Raw genomic sequence first — 18,052 nt, forward strand, 5'->3', positions numbered from 1 at the left:
CCGTAACGGCTCACCCCACCAGTGTAAATAATTCAATTAGCCAGCAACGATGTTGACAACCTTGCGTCCGCCCTTTGCGCCGAACTCAACGGTTCCAGCAGCCAATGCGAACAGCGTGTCGTCACCACCACGGCCTACGTTGACACCGGGGTGGAACTTAGTCCCACGCTGGCGAACAAGAATTTCGCCTGCGTCAACGACCTGACCACCGTAGCGCTTTACGCCCAGTCGCTTAGCGTTTGAGTCGCGACCATTTCGAGTCGAGGAGACTCCCTTTTTACTTGCCATTTCTAAACTCTCCTACCGCTACTTAATACCGGTGATCTTGAGGCGCGTCAGGTCCTGACGGTGACCGATGCGCTTCTTGTATCCAGTCTTGTTCTTGTACTTCTGAATGACAATCTTTGGTCCACGGTGTTCGCCGACGACTTCAGCAGTCACTGCCATTTTTGCCAGAGCGGAAGGCTCGTGGGTAACGGTCTCACCGTCTACGTGCAGGACTACGTCGAGGTCAACGGAGTCACCAATTTCAGCTTTGATCCGATTCACGGTAATAGTGTCGCCAACGCTCACTTTTTCCTGGTGACCGCCGGCACGGACGATGGCATAAACCATGTACGATACCTTCCTTCTGTATGCGCTCTGGCGAGCGTACTCATGTCAGCAGACGTTCCTTGGACCATTCGTCCCATTACGAGGAAAATCCAGCCGAGGCGCTAAATGCACCGACGAATCATTCTACTCACAAAGAACTTGCTGAGCAAGTTAGAGAGACGTGTCGTTTTGGGCCGCCTTTTCTTCTGCGATGCGTTCGTGATGGCGAATCACTTCAGCAACGATAAAGGCCAGAAACTTTTCCGCAAACTCCGGGTCAAGTTGAGCGTCCGCGGCTAACGCGCGCAAGCGCTTCACTTGCCGTTTCTCACGTTCCGGGTCCGCTGCTGGCAACTGCGTTTCTGCTTTGAGTTCGCCAACCTGCTCTGTGAGCTTGAAGCGTTCTGCAAGCACATGGATAAGAACAGAGTCCAAGTTGTCAATGCTCTGGCGCAGGCGGTCGAGTTCAGGGTGAGACGTCATTTCTTCAGTGTAAATCACGCAAAAGGGCCCGGAGCATGTGAGTTGCTCCGAGCCCAGTTGCCTATGGGAAATTAGGCGTTACCCTGTTCTTCGCGAATCTCTTGGAGTTCCGCTTCAGATTCAGCACCCAATTCGTAGAGGGTGCCAGCCTTGCGGTCAGCCAGGTACTGCTTCATTTCACGCAACACTTCAGGTACCAGCAGGTACAGACCGAAGATGTTGATGAAGCAGCAGATGAACAGGACCGCGTCAGCAAACGCCACGATCGATCCGAACGACGCCAAGCAACCAATCAAGATGAACGCCATGAGGATCAGGCGGAAGAGCGTGTCCGACCAGTTACGACGACCGAACAGGTAGTGCCACGCCTTTTCACCATAGTAGGCCCATGTAATCAGGGTCGAGATCGCGAACAGAACGACCGCGATCGCCAGAAGAATTGGCCACCAACCGGTGATTGAGGAGAACGCACTCGAAACAAGTTCAACACCTGCAACCGATTCACCAGCGGCCGCATCTTCGCGCGCCTTGGCAAAGGTTTCACCACCGGCAATAATCACGGTCAGCGCGGTCATGAGGCAGACAACCACGGTGTCAATAAAGGGTTCCAGCAGAGCTACGAAACCTTCCGAAACTGGGCGTCGTGTCTTTACAGCTGAGTGAGCGATTGGCGAAGATCCAATTCCAGCTTCGTTCGAGAATGCCGCACGCTGGAAGCCCACGATCATCACACCGATCATTCCACCCAGACCACCTTCAGGAGTGAAGGCTCCCGCGAAAATCTCTGCGAAGGCGGCTGGAACGTGACCGAAGTTTCCAAAGATCACAATGAGGCACGAACCGATGTACAGAACTGCCATGGCAGGCACCAACTTGTCGGTCACAGAACCGATGACCTTGATACCTCCGATAACAACCAGACCAACGAGACCTGCAAGCAAAATACCAGTGAACAGACCACCAAGAGGTCCACCCAGAGGACCTTCAGCACCACCGGTTGCTTCGCGCATCTGAACGAAGGCCTGGTTCGACTGGAACATACCTCCACCGACAACACCGAACAGCAGAATCGCGATAGCGAAGATTCCCGTGAGGACCTTGGCGACTGGGCCTCCGAAGCGCTTAAACGCAATAGGCAAGTACTTGAATGGGCCACCGTGAACCACGCCATTCTCATCGATTTCGCGGTATTTCACACCCAACGTACATTCAACGAACTTAGTGGCCATACCCAAGATACCTGCGACCATCATCCAGAAGGCCGCACCTGGACCACCGACAGACATAGCAACACCGACACCGGCGATGTTACCCAGACCCACCGTTCCGGACACCGCAGATGCAAGAGCCTGGAAGTGTGTCACTTCACCCGGGTCGTCCTTTGATGAGAACTTACCTCTCACCACTTCCAGTGCGACGCCGAATCCGCGGAACTGGATAAATCCGGTGATAATCGTAAAGATCGTCGCCCCGACAATTAGCCAGACCAGCACGAGCGGGAGACTACCTCCAGCTACTGGGACTGCGAAGAAAACAATATTTTCCAATCCCGTGGCGATCGGCTCAAAACCGGTGTTAATCGCCTCTTCAATTTGATTCGCATTGCTCAATGCGTCCACCACCTTAGTGTGAGTTACATCTCACAATAGACTCACGGGTACCTTCGACTTTCGCAACATGAAATGTGGCGTGGGACACACTGTGTTATCGAACCGTTATCTGGGGTGTAAATCTGAACTTGCAAAACAGAAACCCGCCACCGCGAAATCACTTCGCGCTGACGGGCTGAACTGCAACTTCAAACAGCAGACGTCGAGCTACTCGTCATCTCCGATGATGAGTACTGGAAGAGCCGGGGCCTCTTCTCGAGGCTTATCCTCAGCCTTGTCCTCGGGCTTCTGTGCCTTTGGGGTCACAGCTGGACGTTTTTTGGGTTCCGCCTTCTGAATCTTCGTCTCAGAGTCGTCTCCAATCATCACCGTTCCAGGTGCATGCACAATTGGTGCGGCCTCCGGCGGAGCTTCTTGAGTTTCTTCCTGTGACTGCTGAGTTTGCGCCCTGGTTGTCTGTTCGTCTGCCACTGGCTTTTTCGCAGCGGTCGATTCTTTGTCCGCTGCCTGAGCCTGTGCTTCTTCTTGAGCTTCCGCGCCTTCGACTTGGCGGGATCGCATTGTCGCGGCAGCAATAGCCGTAAGTTCATTGCTCGAAGGCTTAGCCGACGACTTCTCGTTTGGCCGAGTACGCTTCTTCCGCGACTTGTACTGTTTAGAGTTGTCGACTTCGGTTCCCGGCAAGACAAGTCCGCGACCAGACAGGTCTTCGCCAGCAGCCACAAGGCTTTCAGCCAAGCCGGTGCCGATCCGCTTACGTGTCATCTGCACAAGCCCAAGTGACGTCACTTCTGCCACCTGGTGCTTGGTGCGGTCACGCCCCAGGCATTCGACCAAACGACGAACCACAAGGTCACGGTTGGATTCAAGAACCATGTCGATGAAGTCAACCACAATGATTCCGCCAATGTCACGCAAGCGAAGCTGGCGAATCACTTCTTCCGCAGCTTCAAGGTTGTTCTTGGTGACGGTTTCTTCGAGGTTTCCGCCGGAACCGGTGAACTTACCGGTGTTGACGTCGATGACGGTCATCGCTTCAGTGCGGTCGATGACGAGCGAACCACCCGAAGGCAGGTTCACTTTGCGGGACAATGCTTTTTCAATCTGTTCGGAAACGCGGAAGTGATCAAATACGTCTTCGTCACCCGTGTACCGCTCGACGCGGTCCACAAGGTCCGGCGCAACCGATTCCACGTACTCGTGGATGGTGTCATACACCCCGTCGCCATCGATGACGAGCTTGGTGAAGTCCTCGTTAAAGACGTCACGAATGATGCGCACGATCATGTCTGGCTCTGAGTACAGAAGCTGCGGAGCCAGCACCTTTGTGGACGTCGACTTCTTCTCAATCGTCTGCCAGCGCTTAGCCAGGCGATCGATATCACGAGTCAGCTCTTCTTCGCTGGCTCCTTCGGCAGCGGTACGAACAATCACACCGTTTCCCTCTGGAACCGCGTCACCCAAAAGCTTCCGTAGACGCTGGCGTTCTTTGTCCGGCAACTTGCGGGAAATACCCGTCATGGCATTGTTGGGAACATACACCAAGAAACGGCCCGGCAAAGAAATTTGGCTAGTGAGACGCGCACCTTTGTGACCAATTGGGTCCTTCGTCACCTGCACGAGCACCGAGTCACCAGGGTTGAGCGCCACTTCAATACGGTGAGGCTTCCCATCCATTCCCAGGACGTCCCAGTTCACTTCACCGGCATACAGAACAGCGTTACGTCCCTTACCAATGTCAACGAACGCAGCTTCCATGCTGGGAAGAACGTTCTGCACCTTCCCCAGGTACACGTTGCCAATCAGCGACGCTTGAGCTTTAGCTTCAGACAGGTAGTGCTCAACAGCAATTCCGTCTTCGGTAACGACCAACTGTGTACGCCCGTCGTGTTCACGCACAATCATGGTGCGTTCAACAGATTCGCGACGCGCCAAGAATTCCGCCTCGGTGATCAGTGGGCGCCTGCGACCAGCTTCGCGACCTTCACGGCGGCGCTGACGCTTCGCTTCGAGTCGAGTAGACCCTTTCACACCGGTGACGGAGTCTTCTGCACTACGAACTCGACGACGCCTGCGACGACGTGACGAGTCCTGGTTGTTGTCATCGTCCGAGTCTTTCGCATCGGCCGGCTTGCTGTCGGAGTCCTTTTCACCCTTGCTTGAGGAGGCCTGGCTTTCCGAGTCCCCAGAGTCTTCGCGCGACCGGGAGCGACGACCTCGGCCACCACGGCGACGACGTCGCCGATCATTGTCCCCAGACTCTCCAGAGCTTTCTGAGTCATCGGAGCTGTCTGACGCGTCATTGTCATCGTCGTCGCTGTCGTCTTCGTCCTCGTCATCCCCCGTCCACGTGGGGTCAACGACTTCACCCAACTCAGCTTGTGGCTGTTGGAATGTGAGGAAGTTGGAGCTAGGCGCCTTGACGGGCTCCACCTGTTCGTCTTCGTCCTGTTGCGCTGCGGAAAACACCGCTTTGGGGTCAAAGGAGTCCCCCGCCGAGGCCGTTACCAGGTTTTCGGGTTGTGCCACCTGTCCCGGCAGGTTAGAGAAGATGGACGACAGGGGGTCCAGGCGACGATGTTCCTGTTGAGGTTCGGTGTCCTGGTCTTTTTCCGCAGCGTCTGCTGCTGTCGCTTCTCTTCTTTTGTCTTCGGCAACACGAGCAATGTCCTCGAGGACGTCTCGTTTGTTTTGGTCAACTTGGGTGGTTTCCTGGTGGTCTTCTTCGACACCAGATTTGCCGCGAGATTTTCTTAAATTTTCGAGGTCGGCAAGAATGCCTGCCTTAGGATCGAGGTCCTGTGTATTCATTTTGTTAAACTCCTGCCCCGTCCAGTCTGCGATGCACCGTTCGCACACTGTCAGGGAACTGACACTGTCTACGCGTTTGTACGCAAAAACTCTTGAGCAGTAAGGCTCGCGCAACGGCGCGTTGGCCTGCTTCTCTTTAACCACGCGGATCAAGACCCACAAGGTGGAAGCTCGAAGTTGGGTGCTCAACCTCGCTCGCCCCTCATTATGTCACACGCTTCATGTACAAACCCTGTACACGCGCCACGGCGCATGTCCATTCAGTGAACCGACACGTGCCACACATGGTGATTTCATGGCGCAAGTTCGGCTCTCCGTGGCATGCTTGACACCGTGAGTGCAAAACGAACCGAACAAGATGAGCACCTTGAGACACAGCTTGCGCAACCGTCAACGTGGCTTCTCAATCCAATGGTCCACGGGGTCTACATGGTTGTACTTTCAGCTATCGGGCTGCTTGCCTCATTTGACCTTTCAATTGAAAAGATCAAAAAGCTCGAAAACCCTGACTACATTCTTTCGTGCGACATGAATCCGTTCTTTTCGTGCAGCGGTGTCATGCAGTACCCTCAGTCGCAGCTCTTTGGCTTCCCCAACCAGCTGTTGGGAATCGCCGCGTTCGTCTTTCCCTTGCTGTTGGGGGTTCTGCTCACCAGTCGCGTACGCGTTCCCGGCTGGGTGATGGTTGGGCTCAATATTGGGCTTCTGGGAGGTATGGCTCTGGTGATATTCCTCTACATCAGTTCCATCTGGGTGATAGGAATCGGATGCCCTTGGTGCATCGTGGTGTGGACAGTCACCATCCCGCTGTTCTGCACAACTACCGGCTATAACGCTTTGGCAGGTAACTTTGGGACCGGTATTCGTGACAGCATCACTGTTCGCGTCTTCGCATCAAGTTCGTTGCTCATCAGCGTGGTGTTGCTCTTTGTCGTCTACGTGTCGATTGTGATTCGCTTCTGGGGCTATTTCAGCACCCTTATCTGACTCATCTAACTGCTCATTTCAACGAATCGCCCCCGGTGCACTGTGCACCGGGGGCGATTTTCATGAACAGCTATGTGTGGCTCAGTCTTGGAACCACAAACCGATTTCGCGTTCGGCCGACAACGACGAGTCTGAACCGTGGACCAGGTTCTGCTGAACCGCTGTTCCCCAGTCTCGCCCGAGGTCTCCACGGATCGTTCCAGGCCCAGCAGTCGTTGGGTCGGTAGCACCGGCGAGCGCTCGGAATCCGAGGATCACACCGTCGCCCTCAACGACCATGGCAACAACTGGACCGGAGGACATGAAGTCGACCAGCGGGTCAAAGAACGGTTTTCCTTCGTGCTCTTCGTAGTGTTCCGTGAGGAGTTGGCGCGAGGCTTCCATCATTTTCAGTCGTTCGATTGTGTAGCCTTTGGTTTCGATGCGTGAAATCACTTCACCGATCAAACCACGCTTCACGCCATCGGGTTTGATGAGGACAAGAGTCCGTTCGCTCACGAAATTCTCCTATCGTTGAAATTGAGCAACCACTACTAGGTTAACTTTTCTTTTTATTGGCTGCGGCGATCTCTTGCTTCGCCCATTCTGTGGCTTCCCTGTCTATCCGCTTGCCCCAGTACACAGCTACGACCCACATTGCGGTGAAAATCACGCCAACAATGAGCATCGTAGGGAGTACAAAAGCGGTCAGGAGCACACACACTTGAGCAACATGGCCCAGTGGCACGCCAATACCTGAACCAAGTGCCTTACGTGGCAAGGTTGCGGTGGCGACTATACACAGAACGGTGATCACGGACGCACCCACGAGAAGCCATGTCAGGGATATAGGTCTCAGTCCGTATCCCACAAGGAACGCGAGATAGACGACCAGAATTTCAGAGATCAGAATCGTGCCGCACAAAACTGGTAGCTTCGACTTCAGCGGGAGGGTAGGCAGCGCCTGGCTCACGATTGATCCTTCCGTCCAAGGAGTGTGCGTGCTTCGCCAACCGTAGACAGAGACCCGGTAACCACGACACCTGTTCCTGACTCTTCGAGTGCTAAATCGAGTGCCTTCATGAGTGCAGAGTTCATATCGTTTTCCACCATGACGTCGTCTTCTTCCCACCATTCGCTAGCAGCAGAAGCAAGCTTTTCCGCTTCCATGGCCCGTGGAGACTGCGCTTGGGTCACGATCACACGCTTAGCGAATCGGTGAATATGTTCAAAAACGCCGTGCGGGTCTTTGTCCGCATACATTGCGACCACTGCGACGACCTCGGCGAAGTCAAAAGCGTCACCCACTGTTTCAGCGAGAACTTGCGCCGCGTGCGCGTTGTGGGCTCCGTCAACAATCACTGTGGGTTCGGATCGCAGGATCTCCACGCGACCAGGCGATGTCACAGCGCTCATACCTTCGCCAACGACCTCGGCGTTTAAGGGTTTGTCTTCTGTTCCCAAAAACGCCTCAACTGCGGCAAGAGCAACTGCCGCGTTTACCGCCTGGTGTTCACCGTGCAGCGGAAGGAACAGGTCGGGGTAGTCCCCCAGCTGCGTGCGCACGTGGATCACTTGGCCATCTACCGCGTTCAGCCTGTTCTGCAGACCAAAGTCACGTCCCAACCACCTGGACTGGGCATCGCGGCCAGAGAACTCAGACGCTAAGACGTCTTCGACCTCGGGAACCTGGGGACCCACAACCGCAACCGGATGCGGGGCAGGAGAAGGATCCACATTGCGGTTGAGGATCCCCGCTTTTGTGCGCGCGATCTCTTCGACCGTGTCGCCCAAGAACTGCTGATGGTCCAGGCTCACAGGGGTGAACACGCACACCTGAGCGTCGGCGACATTGGTGGAGTCCCATTCGCCACCCATGCCCACTTCGAGGATCATGACGTCCACGGGCGCGTCGGCGAAAATTGCGAACGCAACCACGGTGAGCGCTTCAAAGAACGTGAGAGGCGGTCGGTCCGACTGGGCCAGTTCCTGGTCAACGATATGAAGAACGGGCTGGATGTCGTCGACAATCTCCACGAACTTCTCAGCGCTCACCGGTTCGCCGTCCACGCTGAAACGTTCAGTCAGATCCTGCATGTGAGGGCTGGAAAACCGTCCGGTGCGCAGATCGTGTGCGCGAATCAGCGTGTCAATCATGCGAGCCGTGGACGTTTTTCCGTTCGTTCCCGTCACCGTGATGACAGGGGCAGACGTGTGAATGTCACCTAGAAGCTCGCACGCCCTGCGCGTAGCGTCGAGGCGTAGTTCAACTTCCGTTTCTCCGGCCCGCGCCTGCAGCAAAGCCTGGGCGCGGGCAAGTTCAGATGTGAAATCCATTAGGCCTTCACCACGCGAATGTTCGCGTTCAGTTCATGAGCGGAGTGCAGGTCGTCTCCTTCTGCTTTGTCAGTGCTGAGTTCGAACTGCAAAGCAAGCGTTTCGCCTGCAATGAGCAAACGGTGAGGGGTGAGTGCCTTCGCGGTTGCGTCGTCGGTGAAGAGCGTGACGCGGATGCGGTCAGAGACATCCAGGTCGAGTTCACGTCGGATGTTCTGGATAGCCCGGACAGCGTCACGTGCCAGACCTTCCGCCTCCAGCTCCGGTGTCACGGTGGTATCCAGCGCCACGAAACCAGAGTCGGTAGGTGCCAGAACAACACTGTCGCTTGCCGCCTCGGCGACCTCTTCTAAGGTGTACTCACCGTCCACCAGCTCAATCCCACCGGAGACCACAACACCGTCATTCACGGACCAGTCGCCTGTTTTTGAACCCTTGATGGCAGTCTGCACTTCCTTCCCGAGGCGCGGGCCGGCTGCGCGGGCGTTTACCGTGAGTTTGTGGTCGAGTGAGAATCCAGCTTCAGCTGCTTCGTTCATGCGCAACACGTCAACCGACTTCACGTTCAGCTCGTCAGCGATGATAGAGGTGAAGTCCTCACCCAACTCAATGTCGGTTGCGACTGTGAGCGTGGACAGAGGTAGACGCACACGCAGGCGCTGTGCCTTGCGCAGGCTCGACCCCACGGAACACACGCCACGGGTTGCGTCCATGCGTTCAACCAGGTCTGGGTCTTCAGGGAACAAGGCTGCGTCTGGGTAGTCAGCCAAGTGGACCGACTCTTCTCCCGTGAGGCCACGGAAAATTTCTTCCGCAACAAACGGCATGAGCGGGGACGCTGCACGAATGAACGCTTCAAAGCAGGTGTAGAACACGTCGAAGCTTTCGTGCGTTGTCGCCGTGCCGTCCCAGAAACGACGACGCGACCGGCGCACGTACCAGTTGGTCAGAATGTCCAAGTACTCACGGATCAGCTGGCAACCGCTCCACAGGTCATAGGAGTCCATGGCCTGCTGGAAGTCGACCAGGAAATCATGAGTTTTGGCCAGCAGGTAGCGGTCCAGAACTTGGCTTGATTCATAGCGCTTCTTGGCACTGTAACCGCGCGTGTCTGCACCTTCAGCTGACTCAGCTGTGTTGGAGTACGTGGCGAAGAAGTACCACGCGTTCCAGGCTGGAAGGATCACCTGGCGAACACCGTCGCGGATTCCCTGCTCCGTGACGATGAGGTTTCCTCCGCGCAGGATGGGGCTGGACATGAGGAACCAGCGCATCGCGTCGGAGCCGTCACGTTCAAACACTTCGTTGACGTCCGGGTAGTTGCGCAGGCTCTTCGACATCTTCTGCCCGTCTGAACCAAGAACAATTCCGTGGCAGATCACGTCCATGAACGCCGGTTTGTCGAACAGTGCAGAGGCCAGAATGTGTAGCGTGTAGAACCACCCGCGGGTCTGCCCGATGTACTCAACAATGAAGTCTGCCGGGTAGTGGTGTTCGAACCAGTCCTTGTTGTCAAACGGATAGTGGACCTGACCGTATGGCATGGAACCGGAGTCGAACCACACATCCAGGATGTCTTCGACACGACGCATGGTGGACTTACCCGTGGGGTCATCCGGATTGGGTCGGGTCAATTCATCGACGTACGGGCGGTGCAGGTTGGGTTTGCCGTCTGGCCCAGTTGGCAGGCGACCAAAGTCGCGTTCGATCTCTTCAAACGAACCGTAGACGTCCAAGCGTGGATACTCCGGGTTGTCCGATTTCCACACGGGAACGGGGCTTCCCCAGAACCGGTTACGCGTAATCGACCAGTCGCGTGCGTTTTCCAGCCACTTTCCGAACTGACCGTGCTTGACGTTGTCCGGCACCCACGTGATCTTTTCGTTGTTGGCCAACATCTTGTCTTTGATCTTGGTGACCTCAACAAACCACGAACTCACACCCTTGTAGATGAGCGGGTTCTTACACCGCCAGCAGTGTGGGTAGGAGTGGTTGTAGGTTTCGTGGCGCACCAGCACGGTGCCGTCCCACACGGATCCTGTTTCGCCGTCCTGTTTAGTGGCGTTCTTCAGGTGGCGGATCAGTGGCGAATTAGCATCGAAAACCTGCAGGCCTTCGAACTCCTTAACGGGTGCGGTGAACTGGCCGCTCGCGCTCACAGGCATGACCGCTTCAATTCCAGCTGCCTGGGTGACAACGTAGTCGTCCTCACCGAACGCTCCCGCGGTGTGCACCAATCCGGTACCGTCCGAGGTGGTAACGAAGTCTCCTTCGAGAATCCGGAAGGCGTTCTCGTGGCCTTCGTAATAGGTAAACGGCGGGTTGTACGTGTGGCCAAGAAGGTCGGAGCCCTTCAGCGTTTCAACAACTGTGGGCTCCTCCCCCAGTTCTTTTGCGTACGCTGCCAGCCGTGCCTGCGCGATCACGTACCTTTCAGCGGTACCAGTTGGCACCTCGGACTCCACAACCACGTAGTCGATGTCCGATCCAACCACGATCGCAAGGTTAGAAGGCAGGGTCCACGGCGTGGTGGTCCAGATGAGGAACTTAGCGCCGTGCAGACGTTCGAGCGGACCACCCGAGCACGTCAGACCAACGGTGACCGACGGGTCCTGACGGTCCTTGTAGACCTCTTCGTCCATGCGGAGTTCGTGGTTCGACAACGGAGTCTCGTCCGACCAGCAGTACGGCAGAACACGGAAACCTTCGTAGATGAGGCCCTTGTCGTACAGAGTTTTGAACACCCACAGAACCGACTCCATGAATTCGGGGTTGAGAGTCTTGTAGTCGTTCTCAAAGTCGACCCAGCGACCCATGCGGTTGACGTACTCTTCCCACTCGTTGGTGTACTTGAGCACGGAAGCGCGGGCGGCGTCGTTGAACTTTTCGACGCCCATGTCCAGGATTTCGTCTTTGGTTTTCAAGCTCAGCTGGCGCATGGCTTCGAGTTCGGCGGGAAGGCCGTGCGTGTCCCACCCGAACCGTCTTTCGACTTTCTTCCCGCGCATGGTCTGGTAGCGGGGAACGACGTCTTTGACGTAGCTGGTCAGCAGGTGACCGTAGTGTGGCAGACCGTTCGCAAACGGAGGGCCGTCATAGAAGACGAACTCGTTTTCACCGTCGACGCCGGCGTCCCGTTGTTCGACAGACTTGCGGAATGTGTTGTTTTCGTTCCAGTAAGCAAGAATGTCTTTTTCTAGTTCTGGAAATGTGGGGCTGGGTGTAAGTCCGCCAGTAAACGTTGTCGCCTGGGGGTACACCCGTTGGGTGTGAGCTTCTGAGCCGGTTGTTTCGGTCATGAGCGTCCTTTAACTTTCAGGGGCCGAGTGGTTCGCACTTGACCCGATTTACGGTGTCATCCGTGCGAGGACGAAGGCCAGTGGGCCACCGCGGTACCACCCCGCTTATCTGTTCTTCCCGAGGTGGCAAGGACAGATCGCTCATAAGGCTGTTACGGGCCTACCCGTCCGGTTCTACTGGGCGAATGCCTTCCTGCTGTTTACTGCACATGCTTTCTTGCAACCGCTTTTCTTCCGGATGCTCCCCGGTGATGGCCGGATCATAGCGGTACTAGCTTAGCGCATAGAAGCCCGTGTATACGTGTGTAGTGTGGGACGTATATAGAGGAGGACCAATGACTGATCAGAAACTACGTGCAGTGGTCACTGGCGCCAGCTCAGGTATTGGCGCAGCAACCGTTCGCCAGCTCCGAGCTCTTAACTGGGACGTTGTGGCAGTTGCCCGGCGTGAAGACAAGCTCAAGGCGCTTGCTGAGGAAACCGGTGCCACCTACATCGTGGCCGATATGACCAGCGACGATGACGTTACGCGCATGGCTGAAGAAGTACGCGCCCAAGGACCGGTCCACTCGCTTGTGGCCAACGCTGGCTTCGCTCTGGGCACCGATGAAGTCAAGGACGCCAACGTCGACGACTGGAAAAAGATGTTCGACATCAACGTGCTGGGCGTGGTGCGCGCCGTCAAGGCGCTCCTGCCCGCCTTGGTCGACTCCGGCCGAGGTGACATCTGCATCATGAGTTCCACGGCCGGGCACATTGCCTATGAAGGCGGAGGCGGTTACGTCGCTGCCAAGCACGGAACCACCTCGGTCGCAGAAACTTTGAGGCTGGAACTTGCCGGCCAGCCGGTCCGCGTCATGGAAATTGCCCCTGGCATGGTCGCCACTGACGAGTTTTCTCTCAAACGGCTGGGATCCCAGGAAGCTGCCGACAAGGTGTACGAGGGCGTTGAGCGCCCGCTGACGGCCGAGGATGTTGCTGACGCTGTTGTCTACACGCTGACGCGCCCGCACCACTTCAATGTTGACCTCATGGTCATTCGCCTCATTGCCCAAGCGGCACAGCACAAGGTGGCGCGCAACTCCGGACTCTAAAGGTCTTTGGCCTTTGCCCAACCCAGGTGAAAAGATAAAGCTATGAATAACGGCCCAAGCACACACGACTCGGTGCACCTTCCAGACAAACCAGCCCTCGAAGGGCTTTCCGAAAAATGGGATGCGAAATGGGGTGAGGAACAGGTCTACGCGTTTGACCGCAACACCACCCGTGAAGAGGTCTACGCAATCGATACTCCCCCACCGACCGCCTCCGGTTCCTTGCACGTGGGCCACGTCTTTAGCTACACGCACACCGACGTCATGGCGCGCTACATGCGCATGACCGGCAAAAACGTTTTCTACCCCATGGGGTGGGACGACAACGGCCTTCCAACCGAACGTCGCGTGCAGAACTACTACGGCGTCAAGTGTGAGCCCTCACTTGCCTATGACCCGGACTTCACGCCACCTGAAAAGCCAGCAAAGAATCCACGCGACTTTGTTGCTGTTTCGCGTCTGAACTTCATCGAGCTGTGCGAGAAGCTGTCTGCTGAAGACGAAAAGGTGTTCGAGCAGCTGTTCCGCTCAGTTGGGCTCTCAGTTGACTGGAACTATTCGTACCGCACGATCGATGACAAATCTCGGGCCGTGTCCCAGCGCGCGTTTTTGCACGATTTAAAGGCGGGGCAAGCGTACTCGCAGGACGCCCCCACCATGTGGGATGTGACATTTGGGACTGCGGTTGCGCAAGCTGAGCTCGAGGACCGCGAGAAGGAAGGCGCGTACCACAAGGTCAAATTCTTCCCCACCGGATCCGACGGCCTGGCCGACACCACGCGTGAGCCTGTTGTCATTTTGACGTCGCGCCCAGAGCTCATTCCAGCAGTTGTGGCGCTTGTGGCCCACCCCGACGATGAGCGTTACCAGGGGCTTTTTGGTTCGACCGTTGTGTCGCCACTGTTCAGTGTTGAGGTTGAGGTCAAGGCTCACGAACTCGCTAAGTCGGATAAGGGTACAGGTATTGCCATGGTATGTACGTTTGGTGACCTCACCGACGTCACGTGGTGGCGTGAACTGGACCTCCCGACGCGTGCCGTGGTGACCCGTGACGGGCGCTTGAGTCGCGAGGTTCCCGAATGGATTGCCAGCTCCGCAAAGTCTGACGCCGCCGAGGTGTACGGCAAGCTTGCTGGTAAGACCACGTTCACTGCTCGTAAGGAAATTGCTGAGCTGCTGGAAGAGTCTGGTGACCTCACCGGGCCTATTGAGCAGATCACCCACCCGGTTCCGTTCTATGAAAAGGGCGACAAGCCTCTTGAAGTCGTCACGTCGCGTCAGTGGTACATCCGCAACGGTGGACGTAGCGCGGAACTCCGTGACGCTCTGATTGCGCGGGGTCGCGAAATCGACTGGCACCCAGCCTTTATGCGTTCACGTTATGAGAACTGGGTTGAAGGCTTGAGTGGCGACTGGTTGGTGTCACGTCAGCGCTACTTCGGTGTTCCGATTCCGCTGTGGTACCGCCTCGATGAGCAGGGCCAGCCAGACTACGACGACCCGATTGTTCCACACGACGACCAGCTACCAGTGGACCCACAGGCACACACCCCTGAAGGCTTCACAGATGAACAGCGTGACCAGCCAGGTGGCTTTACCGGTGACCCAGACGTGCTGGACACGTGGGCTACATCGAGCCTGACACCACAACTGATTGGTGGATGGTCCACAGACGACGACCTGTTTAGCAAGGTCTTTCCGTTCGATCTACGCCCACAGGGTCACGACATTATCCGCACGTGGCTGTTCTCCACAGTGGTTCGTGCTAACTCGATTAACGGCTCAATCCCATGGACGAACACCGCACTGTCCGGGTGGATTCTGGACCCAGACCGCAAGAAGATGTCGAAGTCCAAGGGCAATGTGGTTGTCCCTAGTGACATCATCGCGGAAACCAAGCCTGGGTTTGGGCCCGACGCGGTCCGTTACTGGGCAGCAAGCGCACGTTTGGGCGGTGACACCGCCTATGACGTGTCGCAGATGCAGATCGGTCGTCGTTTGGCCATGAAACTACTCAACGCGTCCAAGTTTGCCCTTGCGCAGGGTGTCCACGGCGGTCACGTTCAGGACTTTGATCACGTGACTCACCCGCTTGACCAGGCGCTGCTGTCCAAACTGCGTGCCACGATCGAACAGGCGGGTGCGCACTTCGCCGAGTACGACTACGCGCATGCGCTGCGTGTCACCGAGTCGTTCTTCTGGGAGTTCACCGACGACTACGTGGAGCTCGTTAAGGACCGTTCATACGGCGCGCAGGGCGAGCAGGCTCAGCTTTCTGCTCACGTGACCCTGGCGACCGCACTTGACGCGCTGTTGCGTCTCTTTGCTCCGTTCATGCCGTTCGTCACTGAAGAAGTGTGGTCGTGGTGGCATGACGGATCTATCCACCGAACCACATGGCCAGGTGCCACCGAAATCACAGTCGGTGACACCTCGGGCGTGGAATTGGAAACCATCGCAACGATCCTGGCAGAAGTCCGCCGTGCCAAGACTGAAGCGAAGGTGTCCCAGAAGACCGAGGTCGTATCAGCGACTCTGCGCGCAACCGCCGCCGTGGTGGCGATGGCAGAGGCCGCCCGGGGTGACTTGGAAGCTGCGGGCCGTATTCGCGGGTGGGAACTCACCGTTGACGACGCGCAAACGGAACCCACTGTCACTGACATTGAGTTCGCTGTCGAAGAAAAGTAATCAACGGAGGCACTATGCGTAGTGAACTGTTTGCCGATATCCACCAGGAAAAAAACAACACTGAGCGTTGGACTCTACAGTCCAAGCGCATGTTGCGCACGTACATCACCCCTGACGCACCCATGGTTGCGACGAAGGGGTCGATGGTTGCATACCAGGGCAACGTGACGTTCCGACACAAAGGCTCACGTTCGGTTGGTGAGTTCTTTAAGAAACAACTGACCAGCGAAGACACACCCATGATGAGTGTCGAAGGGCATGGGGAGGTTTTCTACGCGCGCAACGCGGCCAACATCTTCCTCATGCAGCTCGAAGGTGATCAGGACGCTCTGACTGTGAACTCCTCACGGTTGCTGGCGTTCGATGCGCACCTCAACTGGGATATCAAGCGAATCCGCGGTGGAATGGGTGCTCTGGCTTCCGGGTCTGGGCTATTCAACATTGAAATGTCCGGGCAGGGTAGCGCGTCAGTGTGCTGTTACGGTGACCCAATGGTTCTTGACTGCTCGCAGACTCCAACCTATGTGGACCCGCAGGCAGCGGTGTGCTGGTCAGCAAATCTTGCACCTCAGATTAAGGTGGACGCTTCGGTTGGAACGTTTATTGGGCGTGAGTCTGGTGAGACGATTCAGCTGATGTTCCACGGTCCTGGCTTCGTTGTGGTGCAGCCGGCAGAAACGTACTAGACCGAGGTTGTTTTCGCGTTAGGCCGTCTTTCGGGACGGCCTTTTGCGTGCCTTTTTAGGGACGAGTGTGGGTGCGACGTTGCTGTTGACGACGTCGTGTGTGATGACGACACGTTCGATGTCATCGCGGCTAGGCAGTTCAAACATGATGGGCTGGAGGACTTCTTCCAGAATTGAGCGAAGTCCGCGCGCACCGGTTTCGCGTAGGAGGGCGAGGTCGGCGATTGCTTCGAGTGCTTCGTGTTCAAATTCGAGTTCGACGCCGTCCATGTTGAACATGGCTTGATACTGCTTGACTAAAGCGTTGCGTGGTTCTGTGAGGATCGCGATGAGTGCTTCACGGTCAAGGTTGTCAAGTGTTGCGATCACGGGGACACGACCGATGAACTCAGGAATGAGGCCGAACTTCAGGAGGTCTTCTGGGAGCAGGTCCTCGAAGTGGTTAACGTCGTCTTCTTTGGATTGGATGAGTGCGCCGAACCCGATTCCGTGCTTGCCTTTGCGGGCGGAAATAATCTCTTCGAGGCCAGCAAATGCGCCAGCCACAATGAAGAGTACATTGGTGGTGTCCAGCTGGATGAATTCTTGATGTGGGTGTTTGCGCCCGCCTTGTGGTGGGACGGATGCCTGGGTTCCTTCCAAGATTTTCAGGAGTGCCTGTTGGACTCCTTCACCGGAGACATCGCGGGTGATGGACGGGTTTTCGGCTTTCCGGGAGATCTTGTCGATTTCGTCGATGTAGATGATGCCGGTTTGAGCGCGTTCAACGTCGAAGTCGGCTGCTTGGAGGAGTTTGAGCAGGATGTTTTCGACGTCTTCGCCGACGTATCCGGCTTCTGTAAGTGAGGTGGCGTCGGCAACTGCGAAAGGTACGTTGAGTTTTTTGGCGAGTGTCTGCGCTACGTAGGTTTTTCCCGAACCGGTTGGGCCCACCATGAGGATGTTTGACTTTGCGATTTCGACGTCAGGTTGTTCGCCTGATTGCATCGCGTTGATGCGTTTGTAGTGGTTGTACACCGCTACTGAAAGGGCGCGTTTAGCAGACTCTTGACCTACGACAAAGTCGTTGAGGTGATCGAAAATGTCCTGTGGCTTGGGAAGCTCGATCTTCTCATCGGTCTTTTTACCGGCGTTGAGTTCTTCGTCGATGATTTCGTTGCACAGGCCGATGCATTCGTCGCAGATGTACACGCCCGAACCAGCGATGAGCTTTCGGACTTGTTTTTGCGTTTTGTCGCAAAAACTACATTTAAGTAAATCTGCACCTGCGCGTGTCACTGTCACAACCTTTCACAGAACTCATATCAAGAGTAGTACGCTCGCTCGCTCCATGCTTGCATAAACGCGCTTAAGCTGGCGGTTTTCCCTTAACGGTGTGTCGCTAGATCTTACCGCCGTTAGGTAGCGAAACGGCGCAAAGGGGGGTGCGGACATTTTGTTAGACAGTTTCGGTTTCATGCTACTTTAAGTGCTCGGTGTTTGGC

Annotated in this window: 14 protein-coding genes; 4 read left to right on the forward strand and 10 right to left on the reverse strand. The window is 56.2% G+C overall.

Going from position 1 to position 18,052, the window contains the following annotated elements; all coding sequences use genetic code 11:
- Positions 1-36 precede the first annotated feature (36 nt).
- The 5 genes from rpmA to QP868_RS11130 all read right to left on the reverse strand — a co-directional run bounded on the left by rpmA (position 37) and on the right by QP868_RS11130 (position 5,660).
- A complete protein-coding gene (gene rpmA / locus QP868_RS11110; RefSeq protein ID WP_284926634.1) occupies positions 37-288 on the reverse strand; it encodes a 50S ribosomal protein L27 in 252 nt (83 codons plus the stop codon).
- Positions 289-306: 18 nt separating this feature from the next.
- The gene (gene rplU / locus QP868_RS11115; RefSeq protein WP_102237823.1) at positions 307-615 is read right to left on the reverse strand and encodes a 50S ribosomal protein L21; all 309 of its coding nucleotides are present in this window, start codon (positions 613-615) and stop codon (positions 307-309) included.
- A gap of 150 nt (positions 616-765) precedes the next feature.
- Positions 766-1,077 carry a chorismate mutase gene (locus QP868_RS11120; protein ID WP_284926635.1) on the reverse strand — a complete coding sequence of 104 codons (312 nt, stop codon included), beginning with the start codon at positions 1,075-1,077 and terminating at the stop codon, positions 766-768.
- 71 nt (positions 1,078-1,148) lie between these two features.
- Positions 1,149-2,699 carry an alanine/glycine:cation symporter family protein gene (locus QP868_RS11125; protein ID WP_284926636.1) on the reverse strand — a complete coding sequence of 517 codons (1,551 nt, stop codon included), beginning with the start codon at positions 2,697-2,699 and terminating at the stop codon, positions 1,149-1,151.
- A gap of 195 nt (positions 2,700-2,894) precedes the next feature.
- Entirely contained in the window at positions 2,895-5,660 is a 2,766-nt protein-coding gene (locus QP868_RS11130; RefSeq protein ID WP_473964649.1) for an Rne/Rng family ribonuclease, read from the reverse strand.
- 171 nt (positions 5,661-5,831) lie between these two features.
- Between QP868_RS11130 and QP868_RS11135 the strand changes: the two genes are divergently transcribed.
- Positions 5,832-6,485, forward strand: coding sequence for a vitamin K epoxide reductase family protein (locus QP868_RS11135; protein WP_284926638.1), 654 nt, complete (start codon positions 5,832-5,834; stop codon positions 6,483-6,485).
- An 81-nt stretch (positions 6,486-6,566) separates the two neighbouring features.
- Here the strand turns inward: QP868_RS11135 and ndk are convergent, their stop codons facing one another.
- From ndk to ileS, 4 genes are read right to left on the reverse strand one after another with little or no spacing between them, the layout of a single operon-like run.
- On the reverse strand, positions 6,567-6,983 hold the full coding sequence (gene ndk, locus QP868_RS11140) for a nucleoside-diphosphate kinase (RefSeq protein ID WP_284926639.1): 417 nt from the start codon (positions 6,981-6,983) through the stop codon (positions 6,567-6,569).
- A gap of 40 nt (positions 6,984-7,023) precedes the next feature.
- A complete protein-coding gene (locus tag QP868_RS11145) occupies positions 7,024-7,437 on the reverse strand; it encodes a DUF4233 domain-containing protein (RefSeq protein WP_284926640.1) in 414 nt (137 codons plus the stop codon).
- The gene (locus QP868_RS11150; RefSeq protein WP_284926641.1) at positions 7,434-8,801 is read right to left on the reverse strand and encodes a bifunctional folylpolyglutamate synthase/dihydrofolate synthase; all 1,368 of its coding nucleotides are present in this window, start codon (positions 8,799-8,801) and stop codon (positions 7,434-7,436) included. The genes QP868_RS11145 and QP868_RS11150 overlap by 4 nt, the downstream gene beginning before the upstream one ends.
- Positions 8,801-12,100, reverse strand: coding sequence for an isoleucine--tRNA ligase (gene ileS, locus QP868_RS11155; protein ID WP_284926642.1), 3,300 nt, complete (start codon positions 12,098-12,100; stop codon positions 8,801-8,803). The genes QP868_RS11150 and ileS overlap by 1 nt, the downstream gene beginning before the upstream one ends.
- Positions 12,101-12,435: 335 nt before the next feature.
- Here ileS and QP868_RS11160 point away from each other — a divergent pair, with 335 nt between their 5' ends.
- From QP868_RS11160 to QP868_RS11170, 3 genes are read left to right on the forward strand one after another with little or no spacing between them, the layout of a single operon-like run.
- Complete coding sequence (locus QP868_RS11160) at positions 12,436-13,194, forward strand: SDR family oxidoreductase (RefSeq protein ID WP_284926643.1); 759 nt, start codon at positions 12,436-12,438, stop codon at positions 13,192-13,194.
- 42 nt (positions 13,195-13,236) lie between these two features.
- A complete protein-coding gene (gene valS / locus QP868_RS11165; protein WP_284926644.1) occupies positions 13,237-15,882 on the forward strand; it encodes a valine--tRNA ligase in 2,646 nt (881 codons plus the stop codon).
- A 14-nt stretch (positions 15,883-15,896) separates the two neighbouring features.
- On the forward strand, positions 15,897-16,568 hold the full coding sequence (locus QP868_RS11170) for an AIM24 family protein (RefSeq protein WP_284926645.1): 672 nt from the start codon (positions 15,897-15,899) through the stop codon (positions 16,566-16,568).
- A gap of 18 nt (positions 16,569-16,586) precedes the next feature.
- Here the strand turns inward: QP868_RS11170 and clpX are convergent, their stop codons facing one another.
- Positions 16,587-17,846 carry an ATP-dependent Clp protease ATP-binding subunit ClpX gene (clpX, locus tag QP868_RS11175; protein WP_284926646.1) on the reverse strand — a complete coding sequence of 420 codons (1,260 nt, stop codon included), beginning with the start codon at positions 17,844-17,846 and terminating at the stop codon, positions 16,587-16,589.
- Positions 17,847-18,052 lie beyond the last annotated feature (206 nt).

Source organism: Brevibacterium sp. UMB1308A (assembly GCF_030230605.1).
Lineage (GTDB): Bacteria > Actinomycetota > Actinomycetes > Actinomycetales > Brevibacteriaceae > Brevibacterium.